Raw genomic sequence first — 18228 nt, forward strand, 5'->3', positions numbered from 1 at the left:
TTCACGCTCTTTCAGTGATAGTCGGAAGAACCTGGGTCGGGGCATTGAGACGGCTGACTGCCTGTTCGTCGGCCGGCAGCATCGCCTCGACCCGGAACGCGCCGCCGGGCAGCAGGCCGGTGGTGATGGTGCCATGTGCGGCGGCGGCGCGTTCGCGCATGCCGAGCAGGCCGAACCCGGAGCCGGCACGGTTCGGTCGTGGCCAGGCGATGCGGTTGGTGACCGTGATGGTGACCGTGTCGGAGGTGAATTCGACGTCGAGCACGGCGATGCCGTCGCCGTACTTGTGGGCGTTGGTGAGGGCTTCCTGCGTGATCCGGTACGCGGCCAGGTCGACCATGGCGGGCAGCGGCCGGGGCGTGCCCCGCTGCTGGTGGCGGACCTGAAAACCCGTGACGCGCAAGCTGTCGAGCAGGTCCGGCAGTCGATCCATTCCGGGGGTGGGCTCGGTGCTGTTCACCTCGTCGGGGTCGCGGAGCACACTGATCACCGCTTTGATCTCCTCGAGAACGGTGTCAGCCGCCGTACGGATGTGCCCGAGCACCGGCCACACCTTGTCCGGCTGGTTGCGCAATACATGGTCAGCGGCGCCGGCGTGCACGCTGATCACCGCGATGTGATGGGCGACGACATCGTGCAGTTCCCGGGCGATGCGCAGCCGTTCGTCCATCACCCGGCGCCGGGCCTCCTGCTCCCGGCTCTGCTCGGCCTGCCGGGCCCGTTCGGTCACCTCGTCGATGTACGCGCGGCGCATCCGTACCGAGTCGCCTGCCCCGGAACCGCCGAAGATGAACGCGACCAGCGCGAACTGGTCCGGCCCCCACCACTGAGAGAAGTAGGCCAGCGAGCCCGCGAGCGCGAGCGCGGTCCACACGAGCGTGGCATGAACCCATGGCCGGCGACGGCGGCTGTAGAGGGCGGCGGAACACGTGAGCACTGCCAAGGTGACGAACAGGCCCGCCGCCGGCGGTCCCGAGAAGATCGAGATCACCGTGACGACGGTGGCGGCGGCGAGCAGCCGCTCCGGGTAGCGGCGGCGCAACAGCGTCGCCACCGCGGCGAACACTGCCAGCCCGATGATCCGTCCGGTGGACGAACCCTGATCCATTTGCAGCACCAGCACGAACAGCCCGGCGGCGAGCAGCGCATCGCTCACCTTGGCCTGGTGCCGGTGCAGCCAGGGCGGCATCCATCGTGCGGTCACGTCGTACATGGTCATGACGGTAAGTCGCTCGGCGAGGCGGCAGCGTCCTGTTTCCGCGGTATCGGCCGTCCGCGGGCATACCGCGTTTGCAGTACACGCTCGCCTGCGCTGACAGGACGACGCCGGCGCCGATTCCCGTGATCGTTGGACGGTCACTCACAGTGTGATCGACGATCGACGGAGGACTTACGTGGCGACCCTGTTGTACCGGCTTGGCCGGTTCTCGTTCCGGCGCCGCCGGCTGACGCTCGCGGTGTGGGTCATCGTGCTGGCACTCCTGGGTCTGGGCGCGAACAAGCTCTCCGGCCCGACCACCGACGCCTTCTCGATTCCCGGCACCGAGTCGTCGAGGGCCATGGACGTCCTCGCGGAGAAGTTCGGCGGCAGTTCGGAGGTCGCCTCGGCGAAAGTCGTGTTCACCGTCACCGGTGACACGAAGCTGACCGGCGCCGCGCAGAAGGCGGCGATCGAGAACGCCATCGCCCGCCTCGAGACGGTTCCCGACGTCGCGGCGGTGACCGACCCGTTCGACGCCAAGACGGTCTCGCAGGATCTGCAGACCGGGTACGCGACGGTCACCTATTCGGTGGCCGCGACCGACGTCAGCACCGCGGACCGGGAGGCCTTACTGGCCGCAGGTGACACCGCGAAATCCGCCGGCATCGCCGTGGAATACAGCGGCGAGGTCACCAACACCGCCGAGGAGAGCCACGCCGCCGAGGCGATCGGCATCGTCGTCGCCGCCCTGGTCCTGCTGATCACCTTCGGGTCGCTGGTGGCGGCCGGTTTGCCGCTGCTGACCGCGCTGGTCGGGGTTGGTATCGGGATGCTGGGCATCCAGATCGCCACCGGCTTTCTCGACCTGTCGTCGTCGACGTCCGCGCTGGCGACGATGCTCGGCCTCGCCGTCGGCATCGACTACGCCCTGTTCGTGGTCTCCCGCTACCGCGGCGAGATCGCGGCCGGCCGCGACGGAGAAGAGGCGGCCGGACGGGCCGCAGGCACTGCCGGCTCCGCGGTCGTCTTCGCCGGCCTCACCGTGATCATCGCGCTCGCCGCTCTGTCAGTCACCGGCATCCCCTTCCTCACCGCAATGGGTGTTGCCGCCGCCGGCACCGTCGCGTTCGCCGTCCTGGTCACTCTGAGCCTGGTGCCGGCGGTCCTCGGTTTCGCAGGCCGCAAGATCCTGCCGAAGAAGCAGCGCAACGCCGGCCAGCACGAAAAGCACACTGCCAAGACGCCGTTCGGTGAGCGATGGGCGCGCGGGGTGCTGCGGCACCGGGTGCTCGCGCTTCTGCTTCCCCTCGGCGTGATCGCCGTGGTCGCACTGCCGGCCTTGGACCTGCGTCTGGCGTTGCCGGACGACAGCACCGCCGCCGTCGACTCCACCCAGCGCAAGGCCTACGACCAGCTCGCCGAAGGCTTCGGCGCAGGGTTCAACGGCCCGCTCATCGTCGTGGTCGAAGCCGGCACCGGCAATGCGAAGACCGCCGCCGAGCAGGCGCAGAAGACCATCGCCGCACTCGATGACGTCGCGACGGTCGTGCCGGCCACGGCCAACCAGGCCGGCGACACCGCGATCCTCACCGTCATCCCGGCCAGCGCCCCCACCAGCGAGGCCACTAAGGACCTCGTCCACGACATCCGCGACCACGCCACCACCCTGACCGGCGTGACCCTCGCGGTCACCGGCACGACCGCGATCAATATCGACATCTCGGAAAAACTCAGCGCCGCCCTGGTGCCCTACCTGGCGATCGTGGTCGGACTGGCGTTCATCCTGCTGATGCTGGTGTTCCGCAGCATCCTGGTGCCGCTCAAGGCCACCGTAGGATTCCTGCTCAGCGTGGCCGCCGCGTTCGGCGCTCTGGTCTTCATCTTCCAGCAGGGCCACCTCGCCGACCTGATCGGTCTGGAATCGACCGGACCGATCGTGAGCGTGATGCCGATCTTCCTGATCGGCATCCTGTTCGGCCTGGCCATGGACTACGAGGTCTTCCTCGTCACCCGCACTCGCGAGGAGTTCGTGCACGGCGCCGCACCCAATGACGCGGTCGTCACCGGCATGAGCCACGGAGCCCGGGTCGTCACCGCCGCCGCCCTGATCATGATGAGCGTCTTCTCCGGGTTCATCCTCGCCGACGACACCATCATCAAATCGCTCGGCTTCGCCCTCGCGTTCGGCGTCGCCGTCGACGCCTTCCTCGTCCGGATGACCATCGTGCCCACCGTGCTCTCGTTGCTGGGTAAGGCCGCCTGGTGGCTGCCCCGCTGGCTCGACAAGATCCTGCCCAACGTCGACGTCGAGGGCGAACAGCTCACCAAGCAACTCGCCGCCGCTGACCGCGAGCACCAGGAGAAGCACCTGGTCACCACTACTGGCTGACGGCGCACGTGCCGCAGGCGGGGCACCAGACCCGTCTGCGGCCCGCAACCGTGCTCCCACCGCTGTCAGCTTCCGGCCGAGACGAGGGCCTGTGCGATCAGACACCGCCATACCGGCCAGGCGGCCGAAACATCTTCCCGCCCGCCGGACCGGTGAGCTGGGTGCCGCAGCCGGGGAACTCCTGCTCGTCACGGCATTGTTCCTCGCCTACAAGGCCGGCCGGATCGCCGCGACCGGCAGGGTCACCGAGGCCACCACCAACGCCGAAACCCTCTGGAACCTGGAACGGTTGCTGCACCTGCCGGACGAAGCCGCCCTGCAGCATTTCCTGCTCGACCATCACACGCTGCTGCTACTGGCCAACCGGTACTACGCCTACGTGCACTTCCCGGCGATCGCCCTCTGCCTGATTTGGCTCTACTGGCGGCATCGGACCCACTACCGGTGGACGCGAACCACACTCGCCTGCCTCACCGCGGCCGGCCTTGTCCTGCACGTGCTCATCCCGCTCGCCCCACCCCGGCTGACCCCGGGCAACGGCCTGATCGACACCCTCACCCGGTACGGCCCAAGCGTCTACGGCCCACCCGACACCGACACGCTGAGTAACCAATACGCGGCCATGCCCTCGCTGCACGTCGGCTGGGCACTCGTCGTGGCCGTCGCCCTCGCCACGGTCACCGGCGGACGCCGGCGCTGGATCTGGTTCGCGCACCCGCTGATCACCGGTCTGGTCGTCGTCGCCACCGGCAACCACTACTGGCTCGACGCCATCGTCGCCATTGCCCTGCTCGTGATAATTCTGCTGGTGCATCCGGTCTCGAACCCGACGACCGTTCCCGCTCACCCGCGGCCGCTCGTTCACAGCCAACCGATCACCACGCCATCGCGACCGGAGACCGGCACCGCCACCAGGACCACAGGATGATGAACGACGACGACTCGCGTGACGGCCGCAGTCAGCCACCACGGCGGTGGAAACGCGTCGTCGTGCCGGCCCTGGCCTGTGGAGTTGCGGCGGTCGCGCTGCGCGACCGCCTCCCCGACCCCGCCGAGATCCTCACGGCTCTGCGCGGGGCGGATGTGCGATGGCTGGCAGCTGCCGTGGTGGCCCAGTTCCTCTCCCAGGTGGCATTCGCCTACCAGCAACACACATTGCTGGCCGCGTTTGCCGTACGGGTACCGATCAGGGAACTGCTGGCGATCACCTACAGCCGCTCGGCGATCAGCATGGCGCTACCCGGCGGCTCGGCGGTGTCGGCGGCATTCGCATTGCAGCAATACCGCCGCCATGGCGCCGCCACAGCGACCGCGACAGCCGCGATGCTGTTGTCCGCAGCCGCGTCGTTCGCCGGTCTCTGCTTGCTCTATACCACCAGCAGCATCACCGGCATCGTTCTGACACTGCTGGTAGCCGCGACCGGCGCCGGCGTGCTGATCGTCGGAAGCCGCCGTAAGGATCGGCCCGGACGGCAGCGCCGGATTTCTCCGCGCGCCCGGGCGCGGCCGTACGACCGGATCCTCGACCAGGTCCGGCGTGCCGCCCGCGAAGCCCGCACCATCCGGATCCGTGACGGTGCCGTCACGACGGCGTTCGCCGCCCTCAACTGGCTGCTCGACCTGACCTGTCTGATCACCGTTTCCTGGGCCTTCGAGCTCCCGCTGACATGGCACCAGACCGCCACCGTCTACCTGGCGGTGCAGGTCGTCCGGCAGCTGCCGCTGACCCCGGGCGGGATAGGCCTGATCGAGGCCGGCCTGCTGGCCGGATTCGTCGCTGCGGGAGCACTTGAGTCGGCCGCGGCCGCGGTGGTGCTGTGCTACCGCATCGTGTCGTTCTGGCTGATGATCCCGGCCGGCTTGGCCGCCTACCTCCACCTCACTCGCGGCGGCACTCGAGGACGACGACCCACCGGAGCAACCGACTCCGAACCCGGCCCCTGCTCAGCCGGACAGGACGGAAGCTTTGCGACGGCACAGGTGGCTGTCGCGAAGCGGCCGCTTGCGCCGTCTGGCCAGCCACGGGCCGAGGACCATCAGGATCGCGCCGATGACGGCTGCGCCGATCGGCAGGTAGCGGCTGATCAGCAGGAGCTGGTTTCTGGCGTCGGTGGCTGAGCTGATGCTGTTGCGCAGTGTCTCGGGGGTGGAGGTGAAGGTGGCGTCGAGCAGTGCGATGGGTGTGCCGGTCGACGGTACGAGGGTCTTGCGCTGCTGCTCCTGGACCTTCACGAACAGGCCGCTGGCCGGTTCCACCCAGAGGGTGCGGGTGTTGGTGTAGGTGATCCGGCCTGCCGTGGCGCCCGGCGTGAACCGGTTGAGCAGGGCGGTCAGCTGGTCGGTGGAAACGGTCAGCGTGGTTTCCGGAATGGTCTGCTGGAAGCGGTAGGTCTCCAGGCCGTCGATCCGCTCGGTGTCCTGGAAGGTGATGGGCAGGGCCCGGCGCAGGTTGCTGTCGAAGTACTGATAGTCCTGCCGCTGGGTGCCGAACGGGAACTTGTAGAGCTGGCCTTCGAAGTCGATGTCCGACGGCCGGTCCTTGCCGGCGTCCTCGAAGAACTGGTTCGGCCAGTCGGCGGCTGCCGCGGTGTCGCGATCCAGGGCCACCCCGGTGATGGACTGGCTGACCATCTCGTTGGTCTCGACCCAGGAGACCGTGCTGTAGACGTGCCAGATCACCGCGTCGCCGGTCATCTCGGCGGCGGTCTGAGCGTGCTGTGGCGAGATCTCGGTGGTCGAGCGCAGGGTGCCGGTGCGGATCTCGACGCTCGGGGCGGCGCCGCCCTTGGTTTGCAAGAATTGGGCTCCGGGCGCCTCGGCCACGCTGGCGCGCAGGCAGTCCTCGGTCACGGTGGCGGTGCACATGGTGAGGTCGTACGGAAGGCGGGCGACCGCCGGCGTGACGTAGAAGGCGCAGCCCGCGCCCAGTACGACGGCGAAGACGCCGATGCCGAAGATGACCGCGCCGAGGCGTGCTGTCATGGCGCTCCTCATAGTGAGCGAAGGGAGAGAAGGTCTTCAGGCGGAGGCTGCGCCGAGAACGCTTGCGGAGACCCACCGGATCATCGGCTCGCGAAGGGCGCGCAGGTCCGGCTCGGCGTGTTCGTCGAGCAGGTCGCAGGCCAGCTGGCGCAGCGTGTAGACGAAGCCCAGGAATGCCTCGGCCGGTAGCGGGCCGAGAGTGTCGTCCTTGGCGATCCAGAACGTGTGGCGGTCGTGGAGGAACTGCGCGATCACGGCGAGCGCCTGCCGGCGGCGGTCGCGTGCGCTGCGGCCGGCCGAGTCCATTTCGAGCATCATGGCGCGGGTCACGACGAGGTCGGCGGCGACGGTGTCGAGATAGGCGTCGATGACCGAGGGGATCAGGGCGGGCCAGTCGTGCGACGCGGTGGCGGCTGCCGAGACCCGGTCCAGGAGGACCTCGATGAATCGCTGGTAGGCGGCGTCGGCGCAGGAGGGCAGGTCGCCGAAGAGTCCGTAGAAGGCGGTTCTCGACACCGCCGCTCGTTTGACCACGTCGGCCACGGTGACGCTCGTCAGGCCGTGTTCGGCGACCAGTTCGGCGAAGGCGGCCATGATGCGTTCGCGGTGGGCGGCCTGCACCGCCGCGGGTTGCAGGGCATGCCGTCCGCGGGGCAGGTCTCTGCCCTGAGGGCTGAAGAACACCCCGTGCGTGATGGTCGCCTGGCTCACGACGGCATCGTCGCATGATCCCCCTTCCACTTCATAAGTACGTTGGCGTACTTTAGAAACGCGGCGTTAACAGAGTCAATACCTGCTCGGGAGTTCCGGATGAGTGCACATGATCGCCAGCATCGGCTCAGCGCTCCGGCCACGGAGGTCGCAGCCTGGGAACGGTTGTGGCAGACGGCGCCGGCATCGCTGGGCGCGCTGCTGGCCGAGCGAGTCGCCCGCACACCGGACGCCGAGGCGTACCGATGGCCGGATCCGGACGGCGAGTGGCGATCGCAGACCTGGGCACAGGCAGGCCTGGTGGCTAGGGAGATCGCGGCCGGCCTGCTCGCCCTGGGACTGCGCCCGCAGGACCGGGTCGCCGTCATGTCCGGGACACGGGTCGAGTGGATCCACGCCGACCTGGGCGTGATGTGCGCCGGCGGCGCGACGACCACCGTGTACCCGACGTCGACGGCCGAGGACGTGTCGTACATCCTCGCCGACTCGGACAGCCGCATCGCCGTGGTGGAGAACGCCGGGTACCTGGACAAGGTCCTCGCTGCCGGCTCGCCGGTCGAGCACGCTGTCCTGATCGACGGCGCCGACCCGCGCGCTCTCACTCTCGCTGAACTGCGTGGGCGCGGCCGGGCGCTGCTGGAAGCCGCCCCTGACGCTGTCACCGCGGCGACCTCGGCCGTCGGTTCCGATCAGCTGGCCACGCTCATCTACACGTCCGGGACGACCGGCCGGCCCAAGGGGGTCCGGCTGCCGCATCGATGCTGGATCTACGAGGGCCTGGCCGGGCAGGCGATCGAGCTGGCCGGTCCGGACGACCTCGGATACCTGTGGTTGCCGCTGGCCCATGCGTTCGGCAAGGCGCTGATCGCCACCCAGATCGCGATCGGCTATCCCTGCGCTGTGGACGGCGACCTCACCAGGATCATCGGCAATCTGCCCTTGGTCCGCCCGACGGTGATGCCCGCCGTACCCCGGATCTTTGAAAAGGTCCATGCCGGCGTGCTCGCCGCCGCTCACCGCGACGGCGGGCTGAAAGCCCGCCTGTTCGATTGGGCCGTCGATGCCGGCCGGCAGGCCGCCCGCACCCGCCGCGCCGGACAGCGGCCCGCGGCCTGGCCGGCGGTGCGGCACCGGATCGCCGACCGGCTGGTCCTCGCCCGGATCCGGGCCCGTTTCGGAGGGAGGATGCGCTACTTCATTTCCGGTGCCGCCGCGTTGTCGGCGGACATCGCCGAGTTCTTCGACGCCCTCGGCCTGCCCGTTCTGGAAGGGTACGGGCTCACCGAGTCGTCCGCGGCCACCGTCGTCAACCGCCTCGGCACCGTCGAGTACGGAACGGTCGGCGTGCCGTTCCCCGGAACCGTCATCGCCATCGCCGATGACGGCGAAATCCTGATCAAGGGTCCCGGCGTGATGACCGGCTACCACGGCGGCGACGAGGTCGACGGATGGCTGTCCACCGGCGACATCGGCGAGATCACCGCACGCGGCTCCCTGAAGATCACCGACCGGAAGAAAGACCTGATCAAAACCTCCGGCGGGAAGTATGTGGCACCGCAGTCGATCGAAACCCGGTTCGCCGCGATCTGCCCGCTGAGCGCCCAGATCGTGGTGCACGGCGAGGGTCGCAAGTACATCACCGCACTGATCGATCTCGATCCGCAGGCCGTCCGATCCTGGGCGAAGGAGCACGACGTGCCCGGCGCCGACCATGCCGAGCTCGTCCGTTCACCGCAGCTGGTCGCGGTCGTCGAGAGATACATCGCTGAGCTGAACGCCGGGCTCGGCCGGTGGGAGACGATCAAACAGTTCGCGATCCTGGGCACGAACCTCACGGTCGAGAACGGCGACCTAACCCCGTCGCTGAAGGTGCGCCGCCGGGTTGTCGAGCAGCGTCATGGCGACCTGCTCGACACGCTCTATCCGGGATGAGCGGTTCAGCGGACCGTCCTGATCGGCATGATGAGCACCGCGCCGAGCGCGCAGGCGAGCATGCTGGCGAGGAAGAGTGGGGTGAACCCGAACCCGAGGGCGACCATGGCGGTGCTGGCGACCGGGGCGAGGACCTGTCCTCCGCTGTTGGCGATGTTGAGGAAGCCGAGGTCCTTGGCCCGGGAGTGAGCGCTGGGCAGTACTTCGGTCATCAACGCGGTGTCCACGCTGTAGTAGCTGCCGAAGGCGAGTCCGCCGATGACGGCGAAGGCGGTCATTCCGGCGATGGTCGGGGACAGTAGCGGTGCGATGCCGGCGGCGACCGCGATCAGGGACGCGGCGATGACGAACGGTTTGCGGCGGCGTATCCGGTCCGACCAGGGGCCGGCGGCCAGGGTGCCGGCGATGGCGGCGGCCAGGAACAGCACCGAGTTGATGGCGAGGACCCCGGCGGCTCGGCTCTCGGTCAGGCCGACGTAGTCGGTGAGCAGGTACAGCTGGAAGGTCTGGATCATGAAGTAGCCGAGCACCAGCAGCAGGCGGCCCCAGAGCGCCCAGTAGAAGTCTGGCATCCGCCGTGGCGGCGCCAGGCTACGCAGGAAAGTCGCGGCGGTGCGGTCCGGTCGTGGCACATCGAGGTTGGGCTGGTCCGGGGCGATCAGGACGGCCGCGAGCGGGAAGAGTACGGCGATCGCGGCCAGGACCGCGAAACCCGCGCTGTGCCGTTCGACGAAGGGCGCGCCGAGCAGGACGCCGATGGCGTTGCCGAGCAGGATGGCCAGCCCGACGACGGCGGAGATGCCGGCCCGTCGGCCGGCCGGGACCCGGTCGGGGACGACGGCGGTCAGTGCCGCGACGGTGGCGTTGAGCGCGGTGATCGCGAGGCACCAGCACAGGGTCAGGGTCAGGATCCGGCCGGCGTGCGGTGCCGCGAGCATCATCGCGGCGGTGCCGATGCCGCCGCCGACGACCCAGGGGGTACGCGCGCCCCACCGTGAGCGGGTGAGGTCGGAGCATGCGCCGAAGGCGATGTTGGCGAGCAGCCCGACCACGGCGCCGGTCGCGGTCAGCACGGCGAACAGGTGCAGCTTGTCCGCCGGTGCGAGGTCGGCGATGGTGGCGGGCAGCAGCACCTGTGTGGCGGCGCTGAAGGGAATGTTCCAGCCGAGGGTGCCGATCAGCAGGGCCGCCGCTAGTCGTCGGGTCGTGGCCGGAGCATCGGTCTGTGCCGGGGGCAGGCTCATGGCAGGGGTCCTCGGGTCGCGGGTACGCGGTCGTCGATCCAGGTCAGGACCAGGTCGAGGATCCGCTCGGCGGGAAGGTCGTTGAGCAGTTCGTGGCGGCCGCCGTCGACCAGGTGCAGGGTCTTGTCGCCGGTGCCGAGGGCGTCGACGAGACGGCGGCTCTGCCGGTGGTCGGTGGCGGTGTCGTCGGTGCCGTGCAGGACGAGGCAGGGGGCCTGCCAGCGTGGGGCGTGACGCCACAGCCGGGCGGACACGTCGAGGGCGGTCGCGCCGACGAGCAGTGGCACCCGGCCGGGATGCATGAGCGGGTCGCGGCGAGCCCGCTCGACGACGTCCGGTCGCCGGGTCAGCTCGTCGATCGGAGCGTTGCGGCCGGGCACCGGCGTCCTCGGGAGCAGCCGTGCCAGCAGCATCGCCGCCGCTCGCGCCGGTGCCGGCACCGGCGGCACCAGGACCGGGGCGGACAGGACCACTCCGGCGGTCCCGGCCGGATCGGTAGCGACGCTGCCGGCCGTCACCAGGCCACCGAGGGAGTGGCCGAACAGCAGGACCGGCAGGCCCTCGCCGTGCAGCCGGGCCCGGACGCGGACGTGATCGGCGACAGCGGCGCGGATATCGGTGAGCCGGCGCGGCCCCGGCGAGCGGCCGTGCCCGATCATGTCCATCGCCCAGACGCCATACCCGCGGTCCAGCAGGTGCGGGATCAGCTGGGCGTGCTCGTCGGTGTAGCGCTGCGCGTGCTCGGCGAAGCCGTGCTGCAGCTGGACGATGGCGCGGGCCTGCCCGGCTGGGTTCCAGACATGGACCCGGGCGCCGGAGTCGAGGTCCCATGAGGTCGGATGGTCACTCATCGGCCGCGGGGATCTCGCGGCGCAGTTGCTCGCCGGGGGTCGCGGCCAGGGTGAGCAGAGCACGGGTGAAAGCGATCGCCTGCCGGCGCAGCGAGTCGATGTCGATGAGCTCGAGGACAGGTTCGACGTTGAGCAGATGGTTCGGGCCGGTGATGAAGTTCAGGGCGGGCAGGCCGGCCCGGTGCCAGAACGCGCCGCCGTCGCCGGGCCAGGTCATGCCGTCGGGGGAGTCGCCGGTCGGGTCGGGCACCATCGGGCGTACCACGCGCGCCTCGGTCACTGCCGCCTCTTCCAGGGCGGTGCGGGCGGCGTCGATCACGGCGCGGTGCCGGGTGGCGAAGCAGCAGCCGAACTCGTACGTCTGGCCTTCAGCGTGGCCGGCGTGCCCGGCCGGTGCCTGCAGAGCGCCCAGGTGTTCCAGACACATCGCGGCGGCGATCCGGGGCACCAGGTCGTCGCGGTGCGCGGTGAGGAAGGCGTCGAGTCCCCACGCCTCCTCGAGGGCGAAGTGGCCGGTGGTCAGCAGGACCAGCACGCCGCGGGGCAGATCGGCCCGAGGGATCCGGGACAGGTACTCGGCCATCGCGAGGATCGCCTCGGGGCCGTTGTCCTCCAGCCCGTTGGTGCCGTCGGTGTGTGACTGCAACGCGATCAGCTCGTCGCTCGCGCCCGGGATCAGGCCGATCAGGTTGCGGGTGACGGCGTCCTCTACGTCGGCTTCCAGGACGAGGTTCGCCTGGCCGCCCTGGTCGAGAACCTCCCGCAGCAGGGCCGCGGTCTCCCGGCCGACGAAGACGGCGGGCAGGTTGCGGTGCACGCCGTCGTAGAGCAGGTAGCCGTCGCGGATCTCGGCCTCGGGCAGGTCGACCGCGAGGACGAGGCCGGCGGCGTCGGCCGCCTCGAAGCGGGCCAGCTCCGCGCGCATCGCGTCCTGGCTCAGCCAGACCCGTTCGTACGCGTCCTGCGGGTCGTATCCCTCGGCGTGCACCGGCTGGGCGGGCGCGTCCCAGTCCAGCATGTCGAACAGTTCGGCCTGCAGCGGCGGCAGCCCGATGTGCACCAGCCCGATCACGCCTGGCGCCGGCTCGGCGGCCAGCGGCCCGGTCACCCCCGCCGCATCGGTGTGACCCGAGTAGGCCACCGGCGAGACGACCGGGACCTCCCGGTCGGTGCGCAGGCTCCAGCGGCGCGGGGTCCAGCGGCGCATCGGAATGCTCTCCAGCCACACCTCCTGCACCCCTGCGGCGCAGAGCCGCGCGGCCAGGTCGTCGATGTACTCCTCGTGGGCGGGGGAGCCGGTCGCGCGCAGGCCACGCTCGTCCAGTGCTGCCTGCCATTGACGCAGCGTCGCAGCGTCCAGGAACGTGTCGTTGATGCCGGGTTTCATAGGGATGTCCTGTCGCGCGGCCGCCGGCTTTGTGTCGAGCGGGTTTCACAGCGACGTTAGGTAAGTTCCGTCACAAGCAAAATCCGCTCCCGTCCGGGAAATGGCATCCTGTTTTTGTGAGATCTCCAAAAGGCGCTATGGCTGGATCGCTCACCATCGAGGGCACGCCCGCTCCGGAATGGGTCCGCGCGCACCGCCGGACGCTGTCCACGCACGCGTTGCAGGCGCTGAGCGACCATGGCGCCGAGGCTTCGCGCCCGGCGGCGCCTCGGCGGGATCCGGAGTTGCGCTGGATCGTCGAGCACAACGTCGACCTGTTCATGCTGCTGCTGGACCGGGGACCGGGCGGCGAACTGACTGACGAGGAGGCAGCGGACCTGATCGCCTCGGCGGCCCGCCGTGCCAGCGACGGCGAACCCGTCGAGCATCTGCTGATCGACTACCAGATCGGCGCCGACGCGATGTGGCAGGTGATCGCGCCGCGGTGCCGTGCCGGTGAGCGGGACGGTCTGCTGCGAATCACCGAGGCCGTGCACCGCTACCTTCGCCAGGTCACCGGCTTCGTGGTGCGCGGCTTCCAGCACGAGGCGGCGCGGATGCGCCTGGGGGAACGTGACGCCCGGTACGGCCTGTTCAGCGCCCTGCTGTCCGGGCAGAGCCCGCAGGCAGCGGCGGAACTGGCCGGCATCGCGCTGCCGCCGGGATACCTCGTGCTCAGCCTCCACCTGGGCCCGGACCCCACACCGCCGGCCGCTCCGCCGCCTGGGCGCAGCCCGCGCGTGAGCGCGCACCGGCGGTCCAACACCGTCCAGCGGGTTCTGGACCAGTACGGCACCGATGTGCTGGCGCTGGTCCGAGACCCGGTCGCGACCGCCCTGATTCCCGTTGCGCCCGACGCCGGCACGGCGGAGGCGAGACTGGTGGTCGATCGCCTTACCGAGGCCCTCGGCGTCCCGGTCCACGCCGGCGCCGCTTTCGGCCCGCCGGACACGGTGCACCTTGTCCACCAGCAGGGCAACGATGTTCTGGAGATCGCCCTGGCCGCCGGACACGGCCCGGGGGCATACACCCTCGACGACGTGCTCGTCGCCTACCAGTTGACCCGGCCCGGCCCCGGCACCGACCGGCTGCGCGAACGCCTACGACCGCTCGACGGGCACCCGGACTGGGAGCAGACCCTGCGGACCTTCCTGCGCAACGGGTTCGATCGGCAGCGCACCGCCGCCGATCTGCACGTGCATCCCAACACCGTCGACTACCGGCTGACCCGGATCGCCGTCCTCGTCGGCTTCGATCCCACCGAACCGGCACAACGACTCACCGCGTTCGCCGCCCTGTATCTGCGTGACCTCGACCGCTACCGCCGGCGATCAGGACGTGCACTGGTCACGTCGTCATGGGCAACGCCGGCGTGAGGCTGCCACCCGGCGCACGCAGCGACCTGTGCACGTAAGATGACCTCCTGCCGGGACGAACGGCTATTACGGCGGCGACCTGCGGAGGTGAACGTGCCGAGTCGCGGGCAGCTCCGGGGACAGAGCGCGACCGAAGAGGTTCACCGGCTTCTGCGTGAGGACATCCTCAACGGCCGTTTCACCTCCGGCGAGGTGCTCGAGCAGGACAAGATCGGCCGGCTTCTCGGGGTGAGCGCCACGCCGATCCGTGAGGCCCTGCGGCGGCTTCAGGAGGAGGGCCTGGTCGTCGCCCCGCCCCAGCGGCGGGCGCGCGTGGTCGGGTTCGATCCTGCTCAGGTCGAGGCCCTCTATGCCGAACGCATCTGTATCGAGGCGATGGGTGCGGCGCTGACCGCCCGGGTCGTGACGGACGAATCTCTCATGGCGATGCGGGATGCGTTTCAGAGGATGCAATCCGCGAGCACGGGAGCGGGTGGACCTGACGCCGCCTGGCATGCGGCCCATTTCGATTTCCACATGCTCGCCACCGACTCGCTGGGGCAGGCCATGCAATCGCGCGTGGCCATCAACTTCGACCGCAGCCGGCATTACGTTCAGATGCAGCGGCCCGAAGCGCTGGACGGGTGGCGTGCGCCGAACCGCTGGCACGGCGCCATCCTGGCCGCGTTCGAGGCGCGCGATCCGGACGCAGCGGGTGCGGCGATGGCCAGCGACCTGGCGAACGCCGCGGTCGCCCTGATCGGCTACATGACGCCGGATCACGAACCCACGCTCATCACGAGCGTGGTCGAGCGGTTCCACCAGGCGACGTGACAGCGCCCCATGCGGGCGACCAGTCCACCGATGGGGCGCTGCCAGGTGTGCCGGGAGTGGTCAGATCGCCGTCCAGCCACCGTCGATGACGATGTCCGCGCCGGTCATGAACCGCGCCTCGTCGGAGGCGAGAAACACCGCCGCGTGCGCGATGTCGACCGGCTCGGCCTGGATGCGTGTCTCGTCGTCGGGGAAGACCAGCGGTGTCGCGGCGCGGAAGGCGGCCTGCAGGCCCGGGTTTGCCCGCACCGCGGACGACATGTCGGTGTTGGTCGAGCCGGGGCTCAGCACGTTGACGGTCACCCCGTAGGCGCCGTATTCGACGGCCAGGGCTTTCGCCAGGTTCGTGATGCCGGCCTTGGCCATGCAGTACGCGGCGAATCCATTCACTCCGACCCGGTCGAAGTTGGAGCTGACCAGGACGGCGCGGCCCGACTTCTGCGCGGCGAACGTCCGCAGGGCGGTGCGTACCGCGACGAACGTGCCCAGCATGTTGACCTGCAGGCTCTGCAGCACCTCCTCTGCGGAGACCTCGCGGGAGTCGCCGAGCGGGCCGGAGGTCCCGGCGGAGGTGGCGATGATGTCCAGCCCGCCGAGTTGCTCGGTCGCGGCCTCGACAGCGGATTCGAGGGCGGTGGCGTCGGCGACGTCGACCGGGATGTGCGTGGCAACGCCGCCGGCCGCGGTGATCAGCTCGTGGGTGGGGGTGCCGCCTTCACGGGGCAGTGGACTGCGGCTGAGGATCGCGACGTTCGCTCCTTCTTCCGCGTACCGCAGGGCGATGGCCCGTCCGATGCCGGACGATCCTCCGGTGACGATCGCCTTCTTGCCGGCGAGACGGCCTGTTGTCGGTGACATGGAACGTGTTCTCCTCAGGCGTTCGTTGCGGGTTTGCGGATCACCACGGCGCCGACCTCGAGCTCGAATCCCTCGATCCACAGCCCGGTCGAGCCGACGATGGACAGGGGAGGCGCGACGCCGAACTTCTCCGTGACGACGTCTCGTAGCGCCCGCGCGTAGCGGGGGTCCTTCACGTAGACGGTCAGCTCACGCACCTCGTCGCGGGTGAGCCCGTATCCGTCGAGTGATTCGGTGAGGCTGTCGAGGACGAACCCGAGCTGCCGGACCGGGTCACCGGGGAAAGCGATCTCTCCCTGCGGGGTCGCGGGCACGTGTCCCGCGATCCCGATGAACGACCCGTGGGGCTTGGCCGAGACGGCCGCCAGCGGATACGCGTTCCTCCAGAAGATCGACTCGGGGCAGTATCCGACGCGCTGTCCCGAGGTGAGGTCGGCCGTCGCGAGATAGGCGCCGACGAAGCCGGGCCGGATCAACCCGGTCACCCCGACATGGGTGGTGGTAGCGGCAGCTTCGATCTGCGATACGCGCAGCACGTCGGGCATGTAGACCTCGCGGAACGTGGCGTCCCCGCCGCGAAGGTCGACCATGAAGTGGGTGAAGTCCAGCACGTCGTCGAAGGTGCCGCCGAACTCCGACAGCGCCTCAGCGACGTGGGCGTACGCGACGTGCGCCTGGGCGACAGCGTCCGTTCCCCGCACGTCGCCTGCCGCGTTCGTCGCGAGTTGACCCGATACGAAAACCAGGTCTCCGGTACGGCAGGCGCTCGCGATCGGGAGGCCCTGGAGCCAGCTGTGTGACTCGGACCGGAACGACTGCTTGGCGACGCCGATGTTCGCGATGGCGCGGATGGCGATAGTCGCCCCGGGCACCTCGCAGCCGTGGAAGCCGACGGCGGTCCAGGCCGGTGGCTGGTCGCCGAACATGTCGCCGACGCTGCGCAGGTCCTGCTCGATCGACCAGACGTCCTGGTGGAACGACGTGACCTGGACGACGTCGTTCAACGTCGCGCCCCGTGATGCCAGCTCGCCCGCCAGCTGTTCCAGCGCGGCTCGCAACGGGGAGGCGGAAGGGTCCGCAGCGATCAGACCGCTGAAGTACAGCGACTCCCAAAGGTGCGGATTTTCGTGTGCCGCGGAGGCGGGCGAGGTGATCATGCGGCGATGCTACGCAGCTGTGACCAGGCACGTCAACGAAATCTATAGATTTTGAGGTACGGTGACCCGGCCGCGAAAAGCGACGTAACGCCACTGTTTCCGAGGAGTTTTGAAATGCCCCCCGAGTTCCGCAAAACAGACCACAACCACAACGGCGGATGGAGCCGGAGCTTCTTCACCGACGTCGTCACCGTCGAAGGCCCGAAGAAGCTCATCTACATTTCCGGCATCGGTTCGGAGGATCCGAGCGCGGCAACGCCGCAGGAGATGGTGACCCAGGCCCCCGGTGACTTCGCCGAGCAGACGCGGATCGCGTACGCGAAGATCAAGGACATCCTGGCCGCCCACGGAGCCACCTTCGCCGACATCGTACGCATGACGACCTACGTGACCGACGCCAAGAACGTGTTCCTCTACCACGAGGTCCAGGCGCAGGCGCTGCAGGGAACCCCGCCGCCCCCGCACACCTTCCTGCAGGTGGCCGGCCTCGCGATGCCGGAGATGCTCGTCGAGGTCGAAGTCACGGCCGCCGTGGCCGACGCCTAGCCCATACGCAGAGACCCTGGGTCTCGGCAGCAGCCGAGACCCAGGGCCGACGTCACTCGTCGTTCTGGGTGCCGTAACGACTGATCAGCGCGATGCTGACGAAGACAGCGGCGGACAGGGCCAGGTCGATGCTGAGCACCAGAGCGTAGCCGGCGGTGACGAGACTTCCGGCAGCCCACCAGATCGCCACGGCAGCGCTGGCGAAGGCGGCCGCGACAGCGAGCATCGCGTAGTCAGCCCGGGTAAATCGGCGTTCGAGGCTGCTGCTCACGAGTTGTCCTGTCCGTGGCCGGGCAACGCGGCGGGATCCGCACCCCCAGTGTCGGCGCCTCGCGGTGCCTGCGGCCGGGCAACGGGGAAATGCGCAGTGCTCAGGCCGCGGCGCCGTCGATGACCGCGATGACCTCGTACGGATGCGGGTCCGCCGTCGCGATACGCCGCACGTTCTCCATGTGCTCGAGGTACTCCGGGTTCGCCTTCAGCGTCTCGTGCGCGTTGCGCCAAGCGTCGCTGTCGGCCCAGTGGATGTAGTTCACCAGGCGGGTTCCGTCGAGGCTGCGGTGGATGCTGCCGCGGACGAACCCGGGCACTTTGCTCGCGATGCCGGTCATGCCGGTGACCTCGAGTCGCACGAGTTCGGCCTGGTCGCCGGGCTCGACCGTGAACACGTTGATCATCGTGGTGGCGCCGTCGGCGCCGACGCGGATGCTGATGGTGCTGTCGCTCATGGTGTGGTGCTCCT

At 69.4% G+C, this 18228-nt stretch carries 16 protein-coding genes and 1 pseudogene; 7 read left to right on the forward strand and 10 right to left on the reverse strand.

Annotated elements, in window-relative coordinates; genetic code table 11:
• Nucleotide 1: 1 nt before the first annotated feature.
• Nucleotides 2-1213 carry a sensor histidine kinase gene (locus B0I29_RS35330; protein WP_181558138.1) on the reverse strand — a complete coding sequence of 404 codons (1212 nt, stop codon included), beginning with the start codon at nucleotides 1211-1213 and terminating at the stop codon, nucleotides 2-4.
• A 181-nt stretch (nucleotides 1214-1394) separates the two neighbouring features.
• Between B0I29_RS35330 and B0I29_RS35335 the strand changes: the two genes are divergently transcribed.
• From B0I29_RS35335 to B0I29_RS35345, 3 genes and pseudogenes are all read left to right on the forward strand, one after another.
• Nucleotides 1395-3590, forward strand: coding sequence for an MMPL family transporter (locus B0I29_RS35335; RefSeq protein WP_111653473.1), 2196 nt, complete (start codon nucleotides 1395-1397; stop codon nucleotides 3588-3590).
• A gap of 91 nt (nucleotides 3591-3681) precedes the next feature.
• Nucleotides 3682-4518: a phosphatase PAP2 family protein gene (locus tag B0I29_RS35340; RefSeq protein ID WP_245973008.1), complete on the forward strand. Its 837-nt coding sequence runs from the start codon at nucleotides 3682-3684 to the stop codon at nucleotides 4516-4518.
• Nucleotides 4518-5453, forward strand: a pseudogene (locus B0I29_RS35345) (lysylphosphatidylglycerol synthase transmembrane domain-containing protein); the annotation flags it as partial. The gene B0I29_RS35340 and the pseudogene B0I29_RS35345, both read left to right, overlap by 1 nt.
• 81 nt (nucleotides 5454-5534) lie before the next feature.
• On the opposite strand, the gene pgfA reads toward B0I29_RS35345, so the two are convergent.
• Together pgfA and B0I29_RS35355 are read right to left on the reverse strand one after the other, a co-directional pair.
• On the reverse strand, nucleotides 5535-6572 hold the full coding sequence (pgfA, locus tag B0I29_RS47120) for a cell envelope lipid trafficking protein PgfA (protein WP_245973010.1): 1038 nt from the start codon (nucleotides 6570-6572) through the stop codon (nucleotides 5535-5537).
• A gap of 36 nt (nucleotides 6573-6608) precedes the next feature.
• Entirely contained in the window at nucleotides 6609-7283 is a 675-nt protein-coding gene (locus tag B0I29_RS35355; RefSeq protein WP_111653476.1) for a TetR/AcrR family transcriptional regulator, read from the reverse strand.
• A gap of 99 nt (nucleotides 7284-7382) precedes the next feature.
• Between B0I29_RS35355 and B0I29_RS35360 the strand changes: the two genes are divergently transcribed.
• Nucleotides 7383-9215 carry an AMP-dependent synthetase/ligase gene (locus B0I29_RS35360; protein ID WP_111653477.1) on the forward strand — a complete coding sequence of 611 codons (1833 nt, stop codon included), beginning with the start codon at nucleotides 7383-7385 and terminating at the stop codon, nucleotides 9213-9215.
• A 5-nt stretch (nucleotides 9216-9220) separates the two neighbouring features.
• On the opposite strand, the gene B0I29_RS35365 is transcribed toward B0I29_RS35360, so the two are convergent.
• The 3 genes from B0I29_RS35365 to B0I29_RS35375 are packed head-to-tail and all read right to left on the reverse strand — an operon-like array spanning nucleotide 9221 to nucleotide 12697.
• Nucleotides 9221-10459 (reverse strand): MFS transporter, encoded by a 1239-nt coding sequence (locus B0I29_RS35365; RefSeq protein ID WP_111653478.1) that lies wholly within the window; start codon nucleotides 10457-10459, stop codon nucleotides 9221-9223.
• Nucleotides 10456-11310 (reverse strand): alpha/beta fold hydrolase, encoded by an 855-nt coding sequence (locus B0I29_RS35370; RefSeq protein ID WP_111653479.1) that lies wholly within the window; start codon nucleotides 11308-11310, stop codon nucleotides 10456-10458. The genes B0I29_RS35365 and B0I29_RS35370 overlap by 4 nt, the downstream gene beginning before the upstream one ends.
• Entirely contained in the window at nucleotides 11303-12697 is a 1395-nt protein-coding gene (locus B0I29_RS35375; protein WP_111653480.1) for a PA domain protein, read from the reverse strand. Before B0I29_RS35375 ends, B0I29_RS35370 begins: the two co-directional genes overlap by 8 nt.
• A gap of 137 nt (nucleotides 12698-12834) precedes the next feature.
• Between B0I29_RS35375 and B0I29_RS35380 the strand changes: the two genes are divergently transcribed.
• Both B0I29_RS35380 and B0I29_RS35385 read left to right on the forward strand, forming a co-directional pair.
• Nucleotides 12835-14112, forward strand: coding sequence for a PucR family transcriptional regulator (locus B0I29_RS35380; protein ID WP_111653481.1), 1278 nt, complete (start codon nucleotides 12835-12837; stop codon nucleotides 14110-14112).
• An 87-nt stretch (nucleotides 14113-14199) separates the two neighbouring features.
• Nucleotides 14200-14925 (forward strand): GntR family transcriptional regulator, encoded by a 726-nt coding sequence (locus tag B0I29_RS35385; RefSeq protein ID WP_181558139.1) that lies wholly within the window; start codon nucleotides 14200-14202, stop codon nucleotides 14923-14925.
• 60 nt (nucleotides 14926-14985) lie between these two features.
• Here B0I29_RS35385 and B0I29_RS35390 read toward each other — a convergent pair whose 3' ends face one another.
• Nucleotides 14986-15783: an SDR family NAD(P)-dependent oxidoreductase gene (locus B0I29_RS35390; protein WP_111653483.1), complete on the reverse strand. Its 798-nt coding sequence runs from the start codon at nucleotides 15781-15783 to the stop codon at nucleotides 14986-14988.
• Between the two features lie 14 nt (nucleotides 15784-15797).
• Nucleotides 15798-16940, reverse strand: coding sequence for a RidA family protein (locus B0I29_RS35395; RefSeq protein ID WP_111653484.1), 1143 nt, complete (start codon nucleotides 16938-16940; stop codon nucleotides 15798-15800).
• A 114-nt stretch (nucleotides 16941-17054) separates the two neighbouring features.
• Here B0I29_RS35395 and B0I29_RS35400 point away from each other — a divergent pair, with 114 nt between their 5' ends.
• On the forward strand, nucleotides 17055-17486 hold the full coding sequence (locus B0I29_RS35400; protein WP_111653485.1) for a RidA family protein: 432 nt from the start codon (nucleotides 17055-17057) through the stop codon (nucleotides 17484-17486).
• 52 nt (nucleotides 17487-17538) lie between these two features.
• On the opposite strand, the gene B0I29_RS45390 is transcribed toward B0I29_RS35400, so the two are convergent.
• Both B0I29_RS45390 and B0I29_RS35405 read right to left on the reverse strand, forming a co-directional pair.
• Entirely contained in the window at nucleotides 17539-17757 is a 219-nt protein-coding gene (locus tag B0I29_RS45390) for a hypothetical protein (RefSeq protein ID WP_146617000.1), read from the reverse strand.
• 100 nt (nucleotides 17758-17857) lie between these two features.
• Nucleotides 17858-18214, reverse strand: a complete 357-nt coding sequence (locus tag B0I29_RS35405; protein WP_111653486.1) for an antibiotic biosynthesis monooxygenase family protein — start codon at nucleotides 18212-18214, stop codon at nucleotides 17858-17860.
• Nucleotides 18215-18228 lie beyond the last annotated feature (14 nt).

The organism is Actinoplanes lutulentus (assembly GCF_003259845.1).
Taxonomy (GTDB): domain Bacteria; phylum Actinomycetota; class Actinomycetes; order Mycobacteriales; family Micromonosporaceae; genus Actinoplanes; species Actinoplanes lutulentus.